This is a genomic window from Nocardia flavorosea (genome assembly GCF_015477805.1).
Taxonomy (GTDB): Bacteria; Actinomycetota; Actinomycetes; order Mycobacteriales; family Mycobacteriaceae; genus Nocardia; species Nocardia flavorosea_A.
On sequence record NZ_JADLQL010000002.1, the window covers coordinates 1,014,860 to 1,034,081 of the forward strand.

Consider the following 19,222-nt stretch of genomic DNA (forward strand, 5'->3'; position numbering starts at 1 on the left):
GCCGGACGCTCCGCGGTTCGGCGGATCACCGGCCGCGGCCCGCGATGCTCAGAGTGGTACCCAGCCGTTCTCTGCTTCCGAGCCGACACCCAGTGCGCGGGTGTTCGCGGCACCCAGCCCCCGGTTCATATCGCTGATCAGATCGGCCACCGGATGTGAATCGCTGTAGTGGTACCCCTGGGCCAGCGCGAACCCCAGTTCGGTGAGTACCGCCGCCTGATGTTCGGTTTCCACGCCTTCGGCGATCACCTGCAGGTCCAGCGATTTGCTCAGCGCCGCGATCACGCCGAGCAGCGGTGGGGCGGGGGAATCGGAACGGATGGCCGCCACGAACGACTGGTCGACCTTGATGATATCGCTGGGCAGGGTCGCCAAACGGCTCAGCGACGAATAGCCGGTACCGAAATCGTCGATGGCGATCCGGACGCCGCGGTCGCGCAGGGTATGCAGGTTCGCGATCGCGGTATCGGATTCGGCGGCCAGTTCGGTTTCGGTCACCTCGAGCACCAGTTGATCCGCGGGCCAGCCGGTGCTCTCCAGAATTCCGGCGACCTTGTCCGCGTACCCGGATTCGGCGAGTTCCAGTCCGCTGACGTTCACGTTCAACGTGAGTTCCAGCGCGGCGAACGTCTCCTGGAGCTGGGCGGCGTCAGCGCAAGCCCGGCGCAGCACCAGTTCGTCGAGATCGGCGATGAGGTCGTACTCTTCGGCCACCCGGATCAGGCCTTCGGTGGTGACATCCGGTTGCGCACTCGACGACCAGCGCAGCAGCGCCTCCACCCCGACGGCCTTCTCGCCGCCGTCGCTGAGACTCACGATGGGCTGATAGTGCACGTCGAGACTGCCGTTGTCGATGGCTTCGCGCAGTTCCACCGCCAGGGGTGTGCGATGTCCCGATTCCAGCACCGTCCGGTTGCGTCCCGACTGTTTGGCCCGGTAGAGGCCCACATCGGCGCGGCTCACCAGCAGCGAGGCCGATTCCCCGGACTGCCAGGAGGTGACGCCCGCCGAGCATCCGGTGCTCACCGCGGCCCGCAGTTGCTCGGTGAGCAGAATGGCCGCCTGTTCGGTGGTGCCGGGCAGCAGCGCTGCGAAGACATCGCCGCCGTAGCGGGCCAGCCGCTGGCCGGGTCCCAGCAATCCGGCCCAGGTATCGGCGACCTTCTGCAGCACCGCGTCACCGGCTCGATGGCCGAGATGATCGTTGACCTTCTGGAAACGGTCCAGGTCGACCAGCACCAGCGCCAGGGCCTGACCCGAACGGTCGGCCTGTTCGATCGCGGCGTTCAGGGCCCGGTCGAAACCGCGCCGGTTCAGCAGACCGGTCAGCGTATCGATATCGGCTTCCGACGCCATCCGGGTGAGGATGCCGACCACGACACCGACCCCGAAGGTGATCCCCGCCGGAATCACGCCCGACCACCACGGCAGTCCCGTCCGGGTCGGCAGTACCCACAGGCACAGCGCCATACAGAGGGCGATATGGGCTGCGGCCTGCGTCCAGGCGAAGAACAGCGCGGCATCACAGGCGACGAAGACGTAGAACGAGGCCAGGGCGATCGCCGCGACGGTATTGGGGAACGAGTGCACAGCGACGGTGACCAGCACGGTCGCCACGACGACGTAACCGTGGTGCAGCCAATGCGGCATCCGCGGACCCCAGCCGAGCAGGCTGATCCCCAGCAGCAGCGCCACGGCCGCGGCCGAGCCCACCAGTACCCGGTTGCCCTCGTCACCCGGGTACAGCGGCCGGGTGGGCGCGATGGCGGTGACCAGGAGACCCAGCACCCCACCCATGACGTAGAACGCCCCGGTGGTCCGGGACATGACCATGGCCGTCGCCACACCCGACGCGGCTCGTACCCGCGTCCGGGTATCGCCGCGAGACCCGCTTCCTCGCACGGTGAACAGCCTAAACAACGAGTTCACTGCGTGGCGACCCAACCGAGGTAATCGAGTACCCCGAACCCGGTGGACCGAACCGCTCAGCCCGCCGGTGTCAGCAGATCGGTACCCACGAACGGCACCAGGGCGGCGGGCACCCGGACCGAACCGTCGGCCTGCTGATGGTTCTCCAACAGGGCGACCAGCCATCGGGTGGTGGCCAGCGTTCCGTTCAGTGTCGCCGCGATCTGCGGTTTCCCGTTGTCGTCGCGATAACGGACCGACAGCCGGCGCCCCTGGAAGGTGGTGCAGTTCGAGGTCGAGGTGAGTTCACGGTAGGTGCCTTGGCTGGGCACCCAGGCTTCGCAATCGAATTTGCGGGCGGCCGAACTGCCCAGATCACCGGCGGCGACATCGATGATCCGATACGGCACATCGAGGGCGGCGAGCATATCGCGCTCCCAGGCCAGTAGCCGCTGGTGTTCGGCGTCGGCGTCCTCGGGCCGGCAATAGACGAACATCTCGACCTTGTCGAACTGGTGCACCCGGATGATGCCCCGGGTGTCCTTGCCGTAGCTGCCGGCTTCCCGGCGGAAACACGACGACCAGCCCGCGTACCGTTTGGGCCCGGCGCCGAGATCGAGGATTTCGCCCGCGTGATACCCGGCCAGCGGCACCTCGGAGGTCCCGACCAGGTACAGATCGTCCTCCTCGAGGTGGTATACCTCGGCGGAGTGCTGGCCGAGGAACCCGGTTCCCGCCATGATCTCCGGCCGGACGAGCACCGGCGGGATCATCATCGTGAAACCGTTTGCCACCGCGCGCTGCGCCGCCAACTGCAGCAGCCCCAACTGCAGGAGAGCTCCGTAGCCGGTGAGGAAGTAGAACCGCGAACCGGATACCTTGGCCCCGCGTTCCATATCGAGCACGCCCAGCGATTCGCCGAGCTCGAGATGATCCCGCGGCGGGAAATCGAACTCGGGCACGTCGCCGACCGTCGCGAGCAGTACGAAATCGTCCTCACCGCCCGCCGGCGCGCCGTCTTGGACGATATTCGAGATCGCCCGGTGCGCCTCCTGCAGTTCCGCCTCGGCGGTGTGCTGCGCGGTCTCGGCCTCTTTCACCTTGACCGACATCTGCTGCGCCTGCTCCAGCAACGCCGGGCGCTCTTCCTTGCTCGCCTTTCCGACCTGCTTGCCCATCGCCTTGTGCTCGGCCCGCAGTTTGTCGGCGGTCGCGATCGCGGACCGGCGCGCGCTATCGGCGGTGAGCAGCGCGTCGACGAGTGCCGGGTCCTCGCCCCGGGCTCGCTGCGAGGCGCGGACCAGCTCGGGATCATCGCGCAGGAGTCGGAGGTCGATCATGGCTGACCAGCGTAATGGGCGCGGATTTCCGGCCTCAACCGAGTATCTCCCGCACTGCCCTACGGCCGGTCCCACCGGTCCTCGCGCAAGTGCGCCATACCGATCGGCCGGGTTCGTGGCACGTTCGGGTGTGGCGCTGCCATGATGGACCGCGATGTCCTCCGAAAATGAGCCTGCAAACCGGCCCGGCCTCCGTGGCGGCCAATCGTTGCGCTCGCGTACCGCCCGCCCGGGCCGCGGTCGCAAGACCGATACCGCGCGGACCCGGTCCGGTGGTCCGGCATCCCTCGACACCCCGGACCACGATCCCGCGACGGCGCGTGCCCCGCGCCGGGAGAACCGGCCCGGCCCGGCGGGATCACGTCCGGGCCGGGCGAGGAGTTCGCGTCCCGGTGGCGAAGGCAAGCCCAAGCGGATCCCCGCGCCGCGGTTGCGCTGGAGTCTGCTCGCGGTGGCCGTCGGCGCGATCGTCGCGGCACTGCTCACGCTGACACTCACCGGTTTCGACAACGATTCGAACCTGCAGGCGCGCAGCCCGGGCGGTGCCGTGGCCAAGGCGGACAAAGTATTCGCTTCGGTGTCGCCGGGCGATTGCCTCACCTGGACCAAGCCGGACCATTCGGACCTGGTGGAACTCGATTGCGCCGAGGAGCATCTGTTCGAGGTCACCGACACCATCGATCTGAGCCAGTACCCCGGCTCCGAATTCGGGCCCGGCGCGGTCTGGCCGGATTCGCTGCGGCTCACCGAACTGCGCGAGGAACACTGCGTGCCCGCCGCCCAGCGGTACCTCAACGGCCGGCTCGATCCGCGCGGCCGGTACGCGGTCGGGTTGATGTATCCGAGCAATGACGGCTGGAACAACTCCGGCGACCGCGTATTGCGCTGCGGTCTGCAGGTGCCCGGCCTGAGCGGTAACCCGTTGCCCAATACCGGACGCGTGGCCGAAAGCGACCAGTCCAAGGTCTACGAGCCGGGCGTATGCCTCGGGATCAGCCAGAATCTGCCGACCGATCCCGTCGACTGCACCCAGGAGCATTCCGTCGAAATCGCCGCCACGGTCGATCTGTCCGCCCGGTTCCCCGGCGGGCCGCCGTCCAAGGAGGATCAGGACAAATTCCTGGAAGAGGAATGCGGCCGGACCACCAACGACTATCTCGGCGGCCCGCATGTGCTGCGGGACAAGACGCTGACGGTGTTCTTCGATTTCATCGATGCGCGCAGCTGGCTGGCCGGTAGCCGGAAGCTGAACTGTATGGTCGGAAAAGGCGCGGACCAGGAAGGTTTCGCACCGATCGTGGGCCCGGCGCGCGGCCGCATCCTGATCGACGGACAGGAGCCGGTGCCGCCGCCGAACTCCGGGCGCTCCACCCCGGCGCCGCTGCCGGGCGCGGCGCCGCTGCCGCCGCAGCCGGAACCGCGGCCCGCGCCGCGCTGAGACGGAGTGTCATCGTGCCGGTAACCATGTCGGAGGATCGTTTCGAAGAGCTCGTCGGCGACGCGCTGGACCTGATCCCGCCGGAGTTGGCCCGGGCCATCGACAACGTGGTCGTACTCATCGAACCGCGCAATCCCGACGATCCGCACCTGCTCGGGCTCTACCACGGGATCGCGCTCACCGAACGCGACAGTCATTACGGCGGTTCACTTCCCGATACGATCACCATCTATCGGGAGGCCCTGTTGTCGATCTGCGCCGACGAGTACGAAGTGGTGGAGGAAGTACGGATTACCGTGATCCACGAAATCGCACACTATTTCGGGATTGACGAAGACCGGCTCCATCAGTTGGGATGGGGTTAAGCTGAGTCTGGTCCACGCGACGCGCCGGCAGGGGATGCACGGGGGCGGCGGCGGACCACACCGGAAGAAGTTGTGGATTCGATGGAACCGCTCGCGGGGGTATCGCGTCCAATGTACTCGTAGGGGGAATTCTCGTGGTTCCGCCCAAGAGCCGCCACAAGAAGGAGTCGAGGACATGATTGGCAATGTCGGTGTCACACCGGAACTCATCCTTGCCGCCGCGGTAGAACTGGACCTGCTCGCCGACCGGCTGGCCGGGGTCGCCGCGGCCACCGTACCCGCCACCTATGTCGCGCCGTCCGGCGCCGACGAGGCGTCGATACATGGTGCGATGCATATGAACAAGGGCGCCGCCACCCACCAGACCTCTCTTGCGCAGGCAGTTCTCGAACTGCACCACACCGCCGCGATCCTGCGTACCCAGCTCGCCGGATATCTCGCGCAGGACGCCGCCTCGGCCGGCGTCCTGGCACTCACCGGCGCACCGTTCGGCGCGATCAGCGCCTAGGTCACCGATGATCGCCGACCCGCCGCACCACGGCACAGACCACGAACGCGCGTGGCGCGACCGCAGAAGCATCGATAGTTCACAAGGGGAGAAACAAGCATGACCGCAGGTATCACCGGGGTGTTCTGGCTGCCCAGACTCGCCGAGGGGAATTCGATCGCGCTGAACGCGGGAGCGCACGCCATCCCGATGTCCGCGGCCGCCACCGCGTGGGGCACACTCACCGGCGCCTGGGTGGACGCCACTGCCACGGTGGTCCGGGTGATGGCCGAACTCGGCGTCGGCATGCAGAGCGTGAACGGTATCGGCGCATTGGCCCGGCTGGTCGGGTTCACCGGCTGGGCCGAGCAGCAGGGCGCTATGTCCGCCACCCTGGGCACCAAGGCCGCCTCGCAGGCCACCGCCTACACCGTGGCCTCGATCGCCATGCCGAGCCTGCCGGAGATCGCGGCGGTGAACGCGGCCCGTGTCGCGGCGCACAGTACCGGCGGCGTGCTCAACGGCAGCTCCGAGATCGCGGAAGCCGCGAAGGCCGCACTGGACCTGCGTGCCGCGCTCACCATGGAAACCTACGAGGCGGCCATCACCGCGCTGGTGCTGACGCCGGGTGAGTTCCTGAATCCGCCGCCGATCGCCAACGGCGCCGGGCAGGCCGATCCCGGCCCCGCCGAGGATGCCATGAAGGAAGCCAACGGTGATCCGGTGAAGATGCTGGCCGCGGCAGGCAGTGCACTGGCCCAGAACCCCGGCGTCGCCAGCGCGGTCACCCAGGCGGCGAATGTCGCCGGTTCGGTGGCCGGTACGGGTGTCACCACGGTAGGCAATCTGGGCGCGAATGCCATCGCGGCAGCCACCACCACGTCGGCGCCGTCCTCGATGGCGCCGGTTCCGGGCATGGTGACCGGTGCGGTGGCGGCGTCCACGGCCGCGGCCACCACCCGGGCCGGCGGTATGCCCGGCTCGGCCCCGGGCCTGAGCAACAGCGGCTTCAAGCTGCCCGAGGGCTGGGGCGCGCCGCCGGCCGGCAGCGCCGCGCCCGCCGGCGAATCCGTCGCCGTCACGCGCGGGGAGGCCGCACCCGTACGTCCCACCGGTACGGGCACGTCCGGCAGCCCGCTGATGGGTAATGCCCGCGCCAACGACGAGGACGATCAAGACCACGACGCGGCCGATTACCTGCGCGGTGATCACTTCGCCGACGGCCGCTACATCGCCGACGGCGTCATCGGCGCCGAACCCACACGGTCGGACAAGTGACGGTGCTGGGTGGGGGACGCGGGCCTTCCATGCTCGCTGCGGTCGGTCTGTCGCTCGACGAAATGCAGTATCTCCTGGAGAAACTGGAGATCGACGAGGTCCCGGTCGTCCTCGACGCGCGGGGTCGATACGACAACGAGGTCGATCACGACAGGGCAATGAACGCCGCCGAGCAGGTGCTCATCGAGCGGGAACTGCTCGACGGCGACCGTATCCAGCCCGACCTGGCCGATCGGCTACGCGGTCTGTACCGACCGCACTGGGTGGTGGCGCTCCGGCTCTTCGTCGGCGGCCAGGCGAGCCGGATGTGCCTGGCGAAGGGCGATGAACTGGTGACCATCGCCCTTCGCGGCCCGGATTCGTACATGATCGACGAGGCGGGCGAGGATCTGGCCGGCCCGGTGATCGCGGCACTCGGCCATGCCGAACCGCTGGAGCTGACCGGGATGAACGCGCCCACCGAACAGCTCGTGCCGATTTTCGACGACGCCGGGGATCCGGCGGCCACCGCGGCTCGGTTGGCGAAGGTCGGCAATCCCACTCGGGACGCGCAGACCATCGCCTCGGCCATGGCGCACTGCGAATCGCACGCCGAAATCGTCGGCGTCGTGTACGGGGATGCGAGTCGCGATGTCGCGGACAACCATATCGCCGTATTCAATACGCGGGCGGGCCGTTTCATCGCCACCGCCAGCGTCGCCGACGACGGAACGAAATGGACGTCGTTCAGTAGCGGTACGGATGCCCGGCTGCGAATCGCCCTGCAAGATTTGATCAATTCGCTGCCCGAACGGTCGGAATTCCCGAGCAACCCGGCGCTCGCCTGAGCGGAACACACTGTCGAACGCTCGCCAGAGTGTGTTGCGAGGCGACCGGGCGGCTGATCACGACCGGCCCGGCATCGAACGACCGGAGGTGTCGAGAGCGGTGAGCTGAGCCCAGGCCGGCAGGGTGAAATACCTTTACCTAGCCCATCGGGTCGTCGGCGCCGAATTCGGCTTTACCGCCGAACGGCGGGGTGAACCGGCCCCAGCGCCCGCACTCCCAGCCGCCGCCGGGCACGGCGACCAACTCGATCGTCTCGGTGTTGTCCAGGTGATTGTTGGTGGTGAACGGCGGGGCGACCCCGGCCAGCTCGCGACCCACCAGCCGCATGGCGGCACCGTGGGTCACCACCAGCACATCGCCGCCGGTTCCGTCTTCCAGGAATTCCGCGCGCAGGTCGGCGATGGCGGGGAGGAAGCGGTCGAGGACATCGCGGCCGGACTCACCGCCCGGGATCCGCTCGCTCAGCCCGCCCTCGTGCCAGCGGTGGTAGATCGCCTGGAATTGTTCGTGCGCTTCCGGTGTGGCGAGGCCGTCCAGATCACCCAGTTGCACCTCGTGCACACCCGCACGCCCTACTGCGTGTACTCCGGTGGCCGCTTCGATATAGCCGGCGGTCTGGTGGGCACGCAGCGCATGCGAATGGAAGAGCGCGCGCGGCGGGGTCGGCAGCGCCTCGCCGAAAGCCTTGGCCTGGGCGGCGCCGCGTTCGGTGAGCGGCAGGCCGGGCAGTTTGGTGTCCAGGATCTTGGCGACATTACCTTCGGTTTCACCGTGCCGGACCAGGATGAGTTTGGCGGTCACAGGTCGGCCACCCCTTTGCGTAGCTGAGTCAACCAGAGCGCTGCGTCCTCATCCGACGGCGGCGGGGTGCCGTTCGCGGAGGTGGCGGGCCAGGAGCCGAGGAAACGGATACGCGCCGTGCGGTGCAGCGCCTTCAATGCCTCGGCCACCGCGGCATCTTCGATATGGCCGACGCAGTCGAGGTAGAAGCGGTAGGTGCCCATACCGGTTCGGGTGGGCCGGGATTCGATCCGGGTGAGGTCGATTCCGCGAGTGGAGAATTCGGCGAAGGCTCGCATGAGAGACCCGGGCAGGTTCGGCAGTTCCTCGATCACGATGGAGGTGCGGTCGCTGCCGGTGGGGGCCGGTGCCACGCGTGGCGCGGTGACCAGTACGAACCGGGTGACTGCCTGGTCGTGGTCGGCGACTCCGGCGGCGAGCACCGCCAAGCCGAGTCGCTCGCCCGCCAGCGCGGTGGATACCGCGGCATCCGCCAGCCCGTCGCGGACGTCCTCCGCTGCCGCGGCATTGGAGTTCGAGGTGTGGATCGAGATATCGGTCCAGGTATCGGACACCCAGTTGCGGACCTGCGCCAGCGCGACCGGGTAGGCGGCCAGCGACCGGACGGCGGCGATATCGGTTCCGGGGCGCGCGAGGATGGTGAACGTCACTTCCAGTTCGGTTTCGGCGACGATCTGCAACCGCGGTCCGATGGCCAGGGAGTCCAGGGTCGCCGAGATGGAGCCTTCTACCGAACTCTCGATCGGGACCACCGCCGCGGCCACGGTGCCGGCACGTACCAGTTCCAGGGCGGCGGCCTGGCTGGGGGCAGCGATCCGCTCGACCGGCCCGTCGAAGGACCCCGAGCTCTCGAATTCGGCGAGGGCCATCTCGGTGAAGGTTCCGGACGGGCCGAAATAGGCGATACGCGGCACGGCTACGAGCCTACTTGTGCGGGCCGTGTGCTCGCCTCCGGTATCGAGCACTCGAATGCGCGGTCCGGGAGCTCCGACCGGGATCAGCCGTGGGCACCGCCGGTGCGCAATGCCGCACGGAGCGCACGCTCCACCTGGGCCGGCGCTTCGCTCTCGATCCCGAGCAGAATTTCCCGGACGGCGTCGACCGCTCCGACCGAAAGACCTGCCAGGAAATCGGTGTCCGGACTGTTCAGCGCCTTGCGGATATCGTCGCCGCACAGCGCTGCCGCGGTTGCGGCAAGGACTGCCAGCGCGCGGGCACCGTCCTCGGCACGGGCCACGAAACCATCCGGCCGGTGGGCTGCTTCGGCCAGGAAGTCAGCGGTATGTTCGTCCGGCAGCTCCGGGCCCAGCCGCCGTTCACCGGCGAATTGCCCCGGCGGTATCACCAGGCCGTCCACCAGTCCGCGTTCGACCACGCGTTCGGGGACGGTCAGTTCCACCAGTACCGGTTCAGAATCGCCCGCGACCACCCTTCGATCGTAGGCAGGAAGGCTCGGCCACGTGCCGCCCGGCCCCTCGCCGGGCTGCGGATGCCTTCTGCGGCGTGCCGGCACGGTGTTTCCCGGCGGGTCGGAATGCATCGGTGGCAGCCGCCCGCGCTCCTCGATCCTCTTGCGCTGCATTCGAGTTTAACTTAGCTTAGGTTAACCTAATTCTTGATCGTGAAGCCGGGTCCGCCCGCACTGGAGGTACCGATGGCGCCGACCGCCCCCGCCCCGACCACCGCCGAACGCGTTCGCAGCGCCTGCGCACAGGCCGAACACGCAGTTCTCGCGCTGCCGGGCGCCGACCCGACACCCGTACCGGTGCACTATCTGCGCCAGTGCGGTGATGTGGTGATCGCGGTACCGAACGAGAGCGCCGCGGTCTACGCCGCCCAGGAGCAGGTCGCCGGCGCGCCCGCCGTCCTCGAATTCACCGATCACGCCCCGCTGCCGCTACGGGAACCGGTTCGGGCGCTCGTCTGGCTGCGCGGCTGGATCCGTGCGGTGCCCGCACGTGCCCAGCGCACCCTGGTCACCGCGGTCGCGGAGGAACATCCACACCCCGGCCTGCTCGATATCGGCCACACCACCACCCTGCTCCGTTTGGTGTTGAACTCGGCGGTGGTCGCCGATTCCGCCGGGGCCGAATCGGTGTGTGTCGACGATCTGCGGCTCGCCGCCCCCGACCCGTTCTGCGGTATGGAATCCGCCTGGCTGCAGCATCTGGACGCCGATCACGCCGACGTGGTCGCGCAATTGGCCCGGCACCTGCCGGCCAGCTTGCGCCACGGTCGGATCCACCCACTGGCCATCGACCGCTACGGACTCACCCTGCGCATCGAGAGTATCGACGGCGACCACGATTTCCGGCTCCCCTTCGCCACCCCCGCCGAGGACGTCGAGGCGCTCGGCCGGGCGGTCCGCACCCTCGCGGGCTGCCCTTTCCTCAACGGCCTGCGCTCCATCTGACTACCTCCCTGCAGAGTGGGCCGAAACCGCCGGTGCCGGAGGTACCGCAGGCCAACACAGCCAATAGGTTCACTGCATGAGCGAAACCGGAGGGACGGTCGATGACCGGCTACGCGAACAGCGGGCGATCCGGCTCGAGATCCTCGTCGTCCTGGGTGTCACATTCGGTTTGAGCGGGATCAATGCCGCACTGTCGCTGCTGGAGAGCGCGCTGGCGCCGGGCGGTGTCGGGGCGCAGACCGTCGCGTTGAACTCGTCACGGACAACCCACGCGGCACTGGACTTGCTGTTCCAATTGCTCGGGGTGGTGCGGTTGGCCGCCTGGGCGGGGTTGGCGCTGTATCTGCTGTGGCGCAGTGGACTGGGCCCGCGGGCGATCGGGCTGACCCGGACACGTTTCCGGTCCGATGTACTGCACGGGGTGGTACTGGCCGCGGTAATCGGGCTTCCCGGATTGGGGCTGTACCTCATCGCCCAGGCTCTGGGGATCAACGTGACCATCGTGCCGGACGCACTGGCCGATCATTGGTGGCGGATGCCGGCGCTGGTGCTTTCCGCCTGCGCGAATTCCGGAGCCGAGGAAATCGTGGTGGTCGCCTATCTACTGACCAGGCTGCGCGCGCTGGGCTGGTCGGATAATTCGGCACTTGCCGCTTCGGCGTTGCTCCGCGGCAGCTATCACCTCTATCAGGGACTCGGCGGGGGGATCGGCAATGTGGTGATGGGCGTGATCTTCGGGCGGTACTGGCAGCGCTCGGGACGGTTGTGGCCCCTGGTCATCGCACACGCGGTGATCGATGTGGTGGCCTATATCGGCTACGGAGTGTTACGCGGGCGCGTCTCGTGGCTGCCGTAGCGATCGGCGCGTAACCCGACTGGACAGGATCCGACGCGCTCACCTGGGGCGCAGCACCGCCGGTTCGGCCGCTGACGAACGCGGGGGAAAACGATAAGTACAGTCTGATGATGATGAACGGCGACGACCCACGGATCCGCCGGGTGCCGCCGCACAACGGAGCACCCGGCCGAGGGCCCGCGCGCCGGCCCGTGCCGCCCCCGCCTCGCGGTGGACGACCACCGGTCGAACCGCCGCAGGTGATCCGCCGCGGTCCCGGCCCCGTCCGTGGCGGGCGACCGACCGAACGCTATGAACCGCCCCGGGCCTACTCACAGCCGCCCGAGGGAGGGCGGACCGCTCCCGCGCGTCCCCCGGCTCCGGGGCGTGGCGGCAAAACCGCTCCCCGTACGCACGCGCCTACACAGCGGCCGGTGCCCTACCGCGAATCCGAATACGCCCCTACCCAGCGCCCGGTGCCCGACCGTGGTGGTCGCAGGCGGCCACCACCACCGGGACGGGATAAGCCCTACGGCGGTGCCGCCCCGCGCCCGCGGCGCCGCCGAAAACGCCATATCGGCCGATGGGTTCTGGTCTTCCTGCTGGTAGTGGTCACCGCGCTGATCTACGGGATCGTGAAACTCGACGGTTCGCTCACCCGGATCGATGCGCTCGGCGACTACGAGGACCGGGTCGGCAACACCGCGGGAACCAACTGGCTGCTGGTGGGTTCGGACAGCCGGGCGGGCCTCTCCGACGAACAGACCCAGGGCCTGGCCACGGGCGGAGAGGTCGGCGACGCGCGCACCGACACCATCATCTTGGTGCATATCCCGCCCTCGGGTCGCACCACCTTGGTGAGCCTGCCGCGCGATTCCTACGTCGGTATCCCGGGCTACGGCCAGGACAAGCTCAACGCCGCGTTCGCTTTCGGCGGGGCCCCACTGCTCACCCAGACTGTGGAGATCGCGACCGGCCTGCGCATCGATCATTACGCCGAGATCGGTTTCGCCGGGTTCGCGGGCGTGGTCGACGGTCTGGGCGGTATCGATGTGTGTGTACCGCAGGCCATCGACGATCCGCTGGCCGGTATCAATATTCCCGCGGGTTGTCAGGAATTGAACGGCCCCCAGGCACTGGGCTTCGTACGCAGCCGGGCCACGGCCCTGGCCGATATCGACCGGATGAACAATCAGCGGCTGTTCCTTTCGGCGTTGCTGGAGAAAGCGACCAGCCCGGCCACCCTGGCCAACCCGTTCGCGCTGTGGCCGATGGCCAGCAATACCGCGCGTTCGCTGACCGTCGATTCCGGCGACCATATCTGGGATCTGGCCCGGCTGGGTTGGTCGTTGCGGGGCGACACCCTGGCGACGACCGTCCCGGTGGGCGGATTCGCCGATACCGCGAGCGGCAACGTCTTGTTGTGGGCCAAACCCGATGCCAGTCGTTTCTTCGAAGCGCTGGCCGAGGGGGACCCGATTCCGGCGGAACTCATCGCCGAATGAGCCGCCCGGGGCGGTGACAACCATCGGCCCGGGCCGCGGGCCGCTGTGCGGGCGCGCGATAATCGGTATATGCACGACAGCGACCTGGCTCAACCGTTCATCGCCCTGCTCCGGGCTCAGGTCCAGCACGGGCTCACCGCTTCCCAGCAGTATCTGGCCGCGGCGGTGTACTTCGATATCCAGCGGTTGCCGCGACTGGCCGCGCACTGCTACGAGCGGTCGGAGCAGCAGCGTGGGCACGCGTTACGGATCGTCCAGTATCTGATCGACCGGGACCTCGAGATCACCATCGGCGGACTCGGCGAAGTGCGCCAGACTTTCGAATCGCCGCGAGCCGCGGTAGCTTTCCTGCTCGCCCGCGAGCAGACGCTGACCGACCAGGTCACCGAGCTCGCCAAGGTGGCCCGGGAATGGGCCGATTTCCTGGGTGAACAGTTCATGAGCTGGCTGCTCGAATGCCAGCAGCAGGATGTGGCGGGCATGTCGACGTTGCTGGCTGTGATCGATCGCTCAGCCGGGAATTTGTTCGATGTCGAGGAGTTCGTGGCCCGCGAACTATCCGCGGTCGCTCCGCAAACGAACAGCTCGGTGCCGAAAATGGCCGGAGCGGGCCGAAATGGATAAGGCAACACTATCCTCAATCGAATAAGGCAACACTAGCCTCAATAAGGCTGCACTTGGATGACATAGCCCTTTACCGGCGTTAATGTCAAGGCATGTCCAATCATCCGGAGAGCCCCCGCAGCAAATTTCACGGATTACTGCACGATCAAATTCGGCACGAGTTCAATGCCGAGCATCAGTACATCGCCATCGCCGTCTGGTACGACAACGCAGACCTGCCACAACTGGCGAAGCGGTTCTACGCACAGGCGGTCGAGGAACGCAATCACGCGATGATGATCGTCCAGTATTTCCTGGATCGGGATATCAGCGTCGACATTTCCGGCGTCGACGCAGCAAAGTCTCATTTCGAGAATGCCCGCGAGCCGATCGCACTGGCACTCGATCAGGAGAAAACCGTTACCGACCAGATTGTCCAGCTGGCGAGCACCGCACGCGAAGAAGGCGATTATCTGGGCGAGCAGTTCATGCAGTGGTTCCTCAAGGAACAGGTCGAGGAAGTCGCGAAGATGACCACGCTGCTGACCGTCGCCGACCGCGCCGGGTCGAATCTGTTCGATCTCGAGGAGTTCATCGCCCGCGAGATGAGCGACGACCCGACCTATGCACCGGGTTCGCCGTCGGTGGCCGGCGGCCACATCTGACAGAGCGGACAGCCCAGCCCGAAGCCGAGCAACCGCCGCTGATGCGGAGGGCTCGGACGGTGGCTCGCAGGTTGTTTCCCGGGTGATGAATGGGAGCATCGGCCGTCCCGGCCTACTGCGCCGAGGTCGGGCGGCCGATGCTCCAGCACGTCAGCCGGCGCCGGGTCGTGTGTCGGCTGACGTTCGTCGCCGGGGGGTTCCAGAAACGGCGACCCCTGAAACCTAGCGGAGATCAGCTTCGGAAAGAAGGGTTTTTCGGAAAATTCTCCGTTTTATTCAGCGGAGCGTGACCTGACGCGACCGCAGCCCGTCTCGCGACCGTCGCTGCTCCGAGGTCAGCGGAGCGTCGACCGCCAGCGCTTCCGCCAAACGTTCACCGAATTCCGTTGCCGGGGCGGCCAATTCGCTCACATGACGCTCAGGGTCGAGATCGAAGACCGGCACCAGCAATCCATGGGTGCGGAACGAACCGGCGAACCGCGAACCCGCACCGAGATGCAGACCGCCCGCCGCGTGCAGCCGCGCCAGCGCCAACATCAGATCATCTTCCGACTCCGGCCGCACCCAGCGCAGATGGGCCTTCTCGCCCGCATCCACCCACCAGGGCGCACCGATCGCCCCGGACCCCAGATCCAGGCGATCCGACGGCATGATGGCCTCTTTGGCCTGTTCGATAGTGGCGGCGATCTGCGGCTCCGGCTGCACGCCTTCCGGCACCCACCAATCGAAATCCTGGTGCACCACCAGATCCAGTGCCGCATCCGCCACAACCACATCGGACAGCGCGGGCCCGCCCGGCGCGGCATGCGCGACCGCCAGCGAATCACCGGGTTCGGCGGACTGCGACCACAGAATCGACGCCGCGATATCCGCGGCCGGATCGCTCGTCGGCGCCTGCACCTGCATACCGACGTATCCGGTCGGCGTATCACCGGCACGCACCAGCGCCGCCACCGCGCCCGGCAGAACCGTCGCCAGGACTACCGGGCGCTCGGCGGCGACACCGGGAGCAAGCACCAACTCGGCGGTCGCCGACGGAACGAACTCGCGCAGCGCGACCAGATCGCATTCGGCGGCCAGTCCCTCGAAAGGACGGGCGACGGCCGTTTCGGCCTCCTGCAACGCCGCCCGCCGCTCGGCCAGACGCTGGGCCCGGTTGCCGCCGGGTTTCGGACTATTGCGTTTGCTCTTACCCACGGCTGGTCAAATTACACGGCATACCGGCCCACCGGCCGCAGGCCACTCGGTATCGGCAGCCAGCGGGTACCGGCGCGTTCAGCGGTTGGCCAGTACGGCCTTTGCCCGGCCCGGATGGTTCGTCGCCACCCAGCTCACCCCGAGATCCGCGCACAGCGCTATATCGTCCGGTTCGTCGACTGTCCAGCAGTAGGTGGCCCGGCCGGCCGCGGCGGCCTTGTCCACCAGGTCGGGATGCTCGCGCAGCGTTTTCACCGAGGGACCGACCGCGGTCGCACCCACCGTCGTCGCCGCACTACCCCCGAGGTAGCGGGAAGATTCACCGAGCAGCACGGTCGGCAGCAACGGCGCCGCCCGGCGGATCCGCCACACCGCGGTCGCCGCGAACGACATCACCACCGCCCGTGAATGGGCAGCCGACGCGGGGGTGGCGATCCCAAAACGCTGCAGTTCGGCCAGTACCTTGTTCTCCACCAGCGATCCGTATCGGACCGGGTGTTTGGTCTCGATGAACAGTTTCGTCGGGCGGCTGCGCCAATCCAGCACCAGGCCGATGAGTTCGCTCAGCGTGAGCACACCGGCCGGGGACCCGTCACCGAAATCCAGTTCCTTCAGCTCGGCCAGCGTCAGCTCGCTGACCAATCCGGTACCACTGGAGGTGCGGTCCACCGTGCGGTCGTGCACGCAGACCAGATGACCGTCGCGGGTGAGCCGGACATCGCATTCGACCCCGTCGGCGCCCTCTTCCAGCGCCAGTTCGTAGGCCGCCAGCGTATGTTCCGGCCGCGCCGCCGAGGCGCCGCGATGCGCGACCACGAACGGTGCGCGCGGGCCCTGGACCGACTGGTCGCTGTGCTCGCTCACTGGGCCACAACCTCCTGTGCTCGGCCGGCACCGTCCCGGGAATCTGCTGTCGCGGCGTCCGGCGCAGTGCTCACCGTAGCGGCACCGCTCGGGTGCACCGGTTCGATCAGCGGTGTGGCCGGGTCGACGGCCACCACCCAGCGGTGCGCGAGCCGGTCGCGGCCGCTCAGGTCACGCCCTTCGACCGTGCGCACGACCCAGAGGGTCAGCACGGCCACGGCGGCGGCGGCGAGATCGGTGAGCGCGGTGAAGAGCACGCCGTCGGCCTCGGCCTGCAGCGAATCGGCGGTCCGCCAGAACAGCGCCGCCACCGAGAGCAGTCCGCCGAGGACCCACACCGCCCACCAGATCCGCACGGCCTGCAGCGGGCGCGGGTCATCGCGTCCGGCGAGTATTTCCGAGAGGAACACGCCGGGCCAGATCAGGTTCACCACCGGGATCAGGCAGCCGAGCGCCAGGGTGCGCGGTGAACGCGGGTCCCGGCGGCCGGCCGCGGCGAACGCGGCGCGCCGCACCTCGATCAGCCACCCCAGTGCGGCCGCCGCGGCGACCAGGGCCATGATCAGCGCGAACAGCGCGGCGGTATTCACGAGCGCGTCGGAGAACCACAGCAGCGGCGGTTCGATCAACCGGGTGCGGTTGCGCAGCAGGATCAGATATCGGCCCAGTTCGGCCACGGCGGCCAGACCGAACAGCACCGCGGTGGCGAGCAATGCGGGGTACACCCAGCGGGCGAGCGTGCTCAACGGCCGGGGGTGCTCCCCGCGCTCGGCGGGTACCGGGTGGTCCCGCAACCCCCAGCGCGGAATCTCGGTGTACCGGGGAGTCTCGGCCGATGCCTGCTCGGTTGCGGCGGTAGGTCCGGAACGGTCGAGGCGACCGGGGCGGCGGGCGACCCAGCGATAATTACGGCGCTGCGGCGGAGCGTCGATCGGCCCCGGGGACAGCAGCACACCGCGGCATCGTGGGCACCAGTGCATCGGCGTGCCCTGCACCGCCCAGCGTGTACCGCAGCGGGCACAAGGCTGCACCACCGTACTCACCGCGCACCTCGCAATTCGTCAGTAGATCTTCGCGGGCCCGGGGCCCTCGCCGGCCAGCGGGCGGCCGAGCTGCTGCCAGGCCACCATCCCGCCTGCCACGTTGACCGCTTCGTATCCGATGTTCACCAGGTACTTGACCGCCTCCATCGAGCGGCCGCCCTGCCGGCAGACGACATACAGGTCGGCGTCCGGGTCCAGTTCGCCGTAGCGCGCCGGGATATCGGACAGGGGGATGTGCACGGCACCGGGCGCATGGCCGAGCTGCCATTCATCGTCTTCACGCACATCGAGCAGGACAGCGGCAGCCGCCTCCGCCTGCCCGGGCGGATGATCGAATTCGGCCGGTACGGCCTCGACCGATACCGACGGGACCCCGAAGCTCGTCACGTTACTGATCCTGCCACAAGCGCCGGTACCGCCGCCGGGTCCGGGGCGACCGCCCGCGAGCAGGCCCGCATCGCCGACAAGTGTTCCGAAACTGTCCGGACCGAACCGACACGCCGGACGGTGCCGAAAATTCGCCGAATCGGGAGATCGCGGCGATCCGGTTCTGCACCCGCAGCTACCGGTGATGGGCAATCTGCATAATTCGCATCGAGTTCGGACACGATCAGCTACCATTCAGCGCACCATTATCCCAGGTTCCCCGGATCAACGGCTCGACCTGCGGTAACGGTGGACCCGAACGGCCGATCCGGTACTCCCCTCCAAAAATCCCGGAGCGGCCGTCCGGCCACCGCATCGAGCCGCGCCCCGGCGCGACCCGATAACCAGTTGGACGCCGCCGACGCCGAATCGGTTCCACCGGAACCGGAAAAACCGAAAATCCCCTGATCCCAGCGCTGATCTCGGTAATCTGACGCCATGACATCGACCAGGGGGTTACTCGACGAATTGGACAAGGCCGGTCTCGACACAGCACTCTCGGAGGCCGGGTGTCTGGGCTTGACAGTCGATTCCGCGACGAAGCGACTGGAACTCGACCTCGAGGTACTGAGCCTGCCGGAGCAAATCGCCGGCATATCCATCGTGGACGCGGTGCCGGATACGGAGGCGGAGCGGGTACGGCTCACCTTCCACGGGGTCACGAGAATTGCCGCGTCGTTGCGGATACAGCGATGGGATGACCTGGAACCGCGAATCCTGCCACTGGAGCTCACCGGCCTCGAGGCCGCGGTGGCCAGTTTCGGCGGCAGCCGGCTCCACGGCTGGGAATTCATCGACCTGGACGACAGCTGCTGGACGCTGTGGAGCGAGCTGCTCAGTTTCGACACCACCATCGACACCCGCATCGCCCGGCACGTCCTGGAATTCTCCCAGGAGGAAGGGGTCGATCCGCGCGAACTCGATATCCGGGTCTGGTTCGATTCCGTTTCCGCACAACGTGCGAACGGGGAAACCATCCCGCTGCCCGACCTGGTCTCCGGGTCGCAGCGCTGGTGGGCCGCCCACGACAAGGGCGATCCACGCGCTTCCCACCCCGGTATCGCGCCACCCCTGTGACCCGACTCCCGATGCGGCCGAGCGGGGTCCGCCGGGAATCGTCGGCCGGAGCGGGCCTATCACAGGACCGGAACAAAAATGGTCGGTTTCGGTCGGATGTGGAATGGTGGGGTGTCGGGGCGAGTTGGACCGATCGGGTGTACGAATGG

At 67.8% G+C, this 19,222-nt stretch carries 20 protein-coding genes; 11 read left to right on the top strand and 9 right to left on the bottom strand.

Annotated elements, in window-relative coordinates:
• Positions 1 to 48 precede the first annotated feature (48 nt).
• Both IU448_RS13550 and serS read right to left on the bottom strand, forming a co-directional pair.
• Positions 49 to 1,902: a putative bifunctional diguanylate cyclase/phosphodiesterase gene (locus IU448_RS13550; protein ID WP_280458648.1), complete on the bottom strand. Its 1,854-nt coding sequence runs from the start codon at positions 1,900 to 1,902 to the stop codon at positions 49 to 51.
• 83 nt (positions 1,903 to 1,985) lie between these two features.
• Positions 1,986 to 3,248: a serine--tRNA ligase gene (serS, locus tag IU448_RS13555; RefSeq protein WP_195055866.1), complete on the bottom strand. Its 1,263-nt coding sequence runs from the start codon at positions 3,246 to 3,248 to the stop codon at positions 1,986 to 1,988.
• Positions 3,249 to 3,402: 154 nt separating this feature from the next.
• On the opposite strand from serS, the gene IU448_RS13560 reads away from it, so the two are divergent.
• From IU448_RS13560 to IU448_RS13580, 5 genes are all read left to right on the top strand, one after another.
• Positions 3,403 to 4,686 carry a septum formation family protein gene (locus IU448_RS13560; RefSeq protein WP_195055867.1) on the top strand — a complete coding sequence of 428 codons (1,284 nt, stop codon included), beginning with the start codon at positions 3,403 to 3,405 and terminating at the stop codon, positions 4,684 to 4,686.
• Positions 4,687 to 4,700: 14 nt separating this feature from the next.
• Positions 4,701 to 5,051 (top strand): metallopeptidase family protein, encoded by a 351-nt coding sequence (locus tag IU448_RS13565; RefSeq protein WP_195055868.1) that lies wholly within the window; start codon positions 4,701 to 4,703, stop codon positions 5,049 to 5,051.
• A gap of 175 nt (positions 5,052 to 5,226) precedes the next feature.
• A complete protein-coding gene (locus IU448_RS13570; RefSeq protein WP_062971714.1) occupies positions 5,227 to 5,559 on the top strand; it encodes a PE family protein in 333 nt (110 codons plus the stop codon).
• Positions 5,560 to 5,658: 99 nt separating this feature from the next.
• Positions 5,659 to 6,816, top strand: coding sequence for a PPE domain-containing protein (locus IU448_RS13575; protein ID WP_195055869.1), 1,158 nt, complete (start codon positions 5,659 to 5,661; stop codon positions 6,814 to 6,816).
• Positions 6,813 to 7,643 carry an ESX secretion-associated protein EspG gene (locus IU448_RS13580; protein WP_195055870.1) on the top strand — a complete coding sequence of 277 codons (831 nt, stop codon included), beginning with the start codon at positions 6,813 to 6,815 and terminating at the stop codon, positions 7,641 to 7,643. Before IU448_RS13575 ends, IU448_RS13580 begins: the two co-directional genes overlap by 4 nt.
• Positions 7,644 to 7,782: 139 nt before the next feature.
• Here the strand turns inward: IU448_RS13580 and IU448_RS13585 are convergent, their stop codons facing one another.
• The 3 genes from IU448_RS13585 to IU448_RS13595 all read right to left on the bottom strand — a co-directional run bounded on the left by IU448_RS13585 (position 7,783) and on the right by IU448_RS13595 (position 9,874).
• Entirely contained in the window at positions 7,783 to 8,445 is a 663-nt protein-coding gene (locus IU448_RS13585) for a histidine phosphatase family protein (RefSeq protein ID WP_195055871.1), read from the bottom strand.
• Positions 8,442 to 9,359: a prephenate dehydratase gene (pheA, locus tag IU448_RS13590; protein ID WP_195055872.1), complete on the bottom strand. Its 918-nt coding sequence runs from the start codon at positions 9,357 to 9,359 to the stop codon at positions 8,442 to 8,444. The genes IU448_RS13585 and pheA overlap by 4 nt, the downstream gene beginning before the upstream one ends.
• 83 nt (positions 9,360 to 9,442) lie before the next feature.
• Positions 9,443 to 9,874, bottom strand: a complete 432-nt coding sequence (locus IU448_RS13595) for a hypothetical protein (RefSeq protein ID WP_195055873.1) — start codon at positions 9,872 to 9,874, stop codon at positions 9,443 to 9,445.
• A 225-nt stretch (positions 9,875 to 10,099) separates the two neighbouring features.
• Between IU448_RS13595 and IU448_RS13600 the strand changes: the two genes are divergently transcribed.
• The 5 genes from IU448_RS13600 to IU448_RS13620 all read left to right on the top strand — a co-directional run bounded on the left by IU448_RS13600 (position 10,100) and on the right by IU448_RS13620 (position 14,466).
• Positions 10,100 to 10,858, top strand: coding sequence for a DUF2470 domain-containing protein (locus IU448_RS13600; RefSeq protein WP_195055874.1), 759 nt, complete (start codon positions 10,100 to 10,102; stop codon positions 10,856 to 10,858).
• Between the two features lie 76 nt (positions 10,859 to 10,934).
• Positions 10,935 to 11,714 (top strand): CPBP family intramembrane glutamic endopeptidase, encoded by a 780-nt coding sequence (locus tag IU448_RS13605; protein WP_195055875.1) that lies wholly within the window; start codon positions 10,935 to 10,937, stop codon positions 11,712 to 11,714.
• A gap of 113 nt (positions 11,715 to 11,827) precedes the next feature.
• A complete protein-coding gene (locus IU448_RS13610) occupies positions 11,828 to 13,198 on the top strand; it encodes an LCP family protein (RefSeq protein WP_195056305.1) in 1,371 nt (456 codons plus the stop codon).
• A 69-nt stretch (positions 13,199 to 13,267) separates the two neighbouring features.
• A complete protein-coding gene (locus tag IU448_RS13615) occupies positions 13,268 to 13,822 on the top strand; it encodes a ferritin (RefSeq protein ID WP_195055876.1) in 555 nt (184 codons plus the stop codon).
• A 92-nt stretch (positions 13,823 to 13,914) separates the two neighbouring features.
• Positions 13,915 to 14,466 carry a ferritin gene (locus IU448_RS13620; RefSeq protein WP_195055877.1) on the top strand — a complete coding sequence of 184 codons (552 nt, stop codon included), beginning with the start codon at positions 13,915 to 13,917 and terminating at the stop codon, positions 14,464 to 14,466.
• A gap of 276 nt (positions 14,467 to 14,742) precedes the next feature.
• Here the strand turns inward: IU448_RS13620 and IU448_RS13625 are convergent, their stop codons facing one another.
• The 4 genes from IU448_RS13625 to IU448_RS28930 form a co-directional block, all read right to left on the bottom strand.
• Positions 14,743 to 15,663, bottom strand: coding sequence for a DUF5926 family protein (locus IU448_RS13625; protein ID WP_195055878.1), 921 nt, complete (start codon positions 15,661 to 15,663; stop codon positions 14,743 to 14,745).
• 78 nt (positions 15,664 to 15,741) lie between these two features.
• Positions 15,742 to 16,527, bottom strand: coding sequence for a glycerophosphodiester phosphodiesterase (locus tag IU448_RS13630; protein ID WP_195055879.1), 786 nt, complete (start codon positions 16,525 to 16,527; stop codon positions 15,742 to 15,744).
• Positions 16,524 to 17,480: a DUF4328 domain-containing protein gene (locus IU448_RS13635; protein ID WP_324188589.1), complete on the bottom strand. Its 957-nt coding sequence runs from the start codon at positions 17,478 to 17,480 to the stop codon at positions 16,524 to 16,526. Before IU448_RS13635 ends, IU448_RS13630 begins: the two co-directional genes overlap by 4 nt.
• 108 nt (positions 17,481 to 17,588) lie before the next feature.
• On the bottom strand, positions 17,589 to 17,957 hold the full coding sequence (locus tag IU448_RS28930) for a rhodanese-like domain-containing protein (protein WP_280456703.1): 369 nt from the start codon (positions 17,955 to 17,957) through the stop codon (positions 17,589 to 17,591).
• 477 nt (positions 17,958 to 18,434) lie between these two features.
• On the opposite strand from IU448_RS28930, the gene IU448_RS13645 reads away from it, so the two are divergent.
• A complete protein-coding gene (locus tag IU448_RS13645) occupies positions 18,435 to 19,073 on the top strand; it encodes a hypothetical protein (RefSeq protein WP_195055881.1) in 639 nt (212 codons plus the stop codon).
• Positions 19,074 to 19,222: the final 149 nt, after the last annotated feature.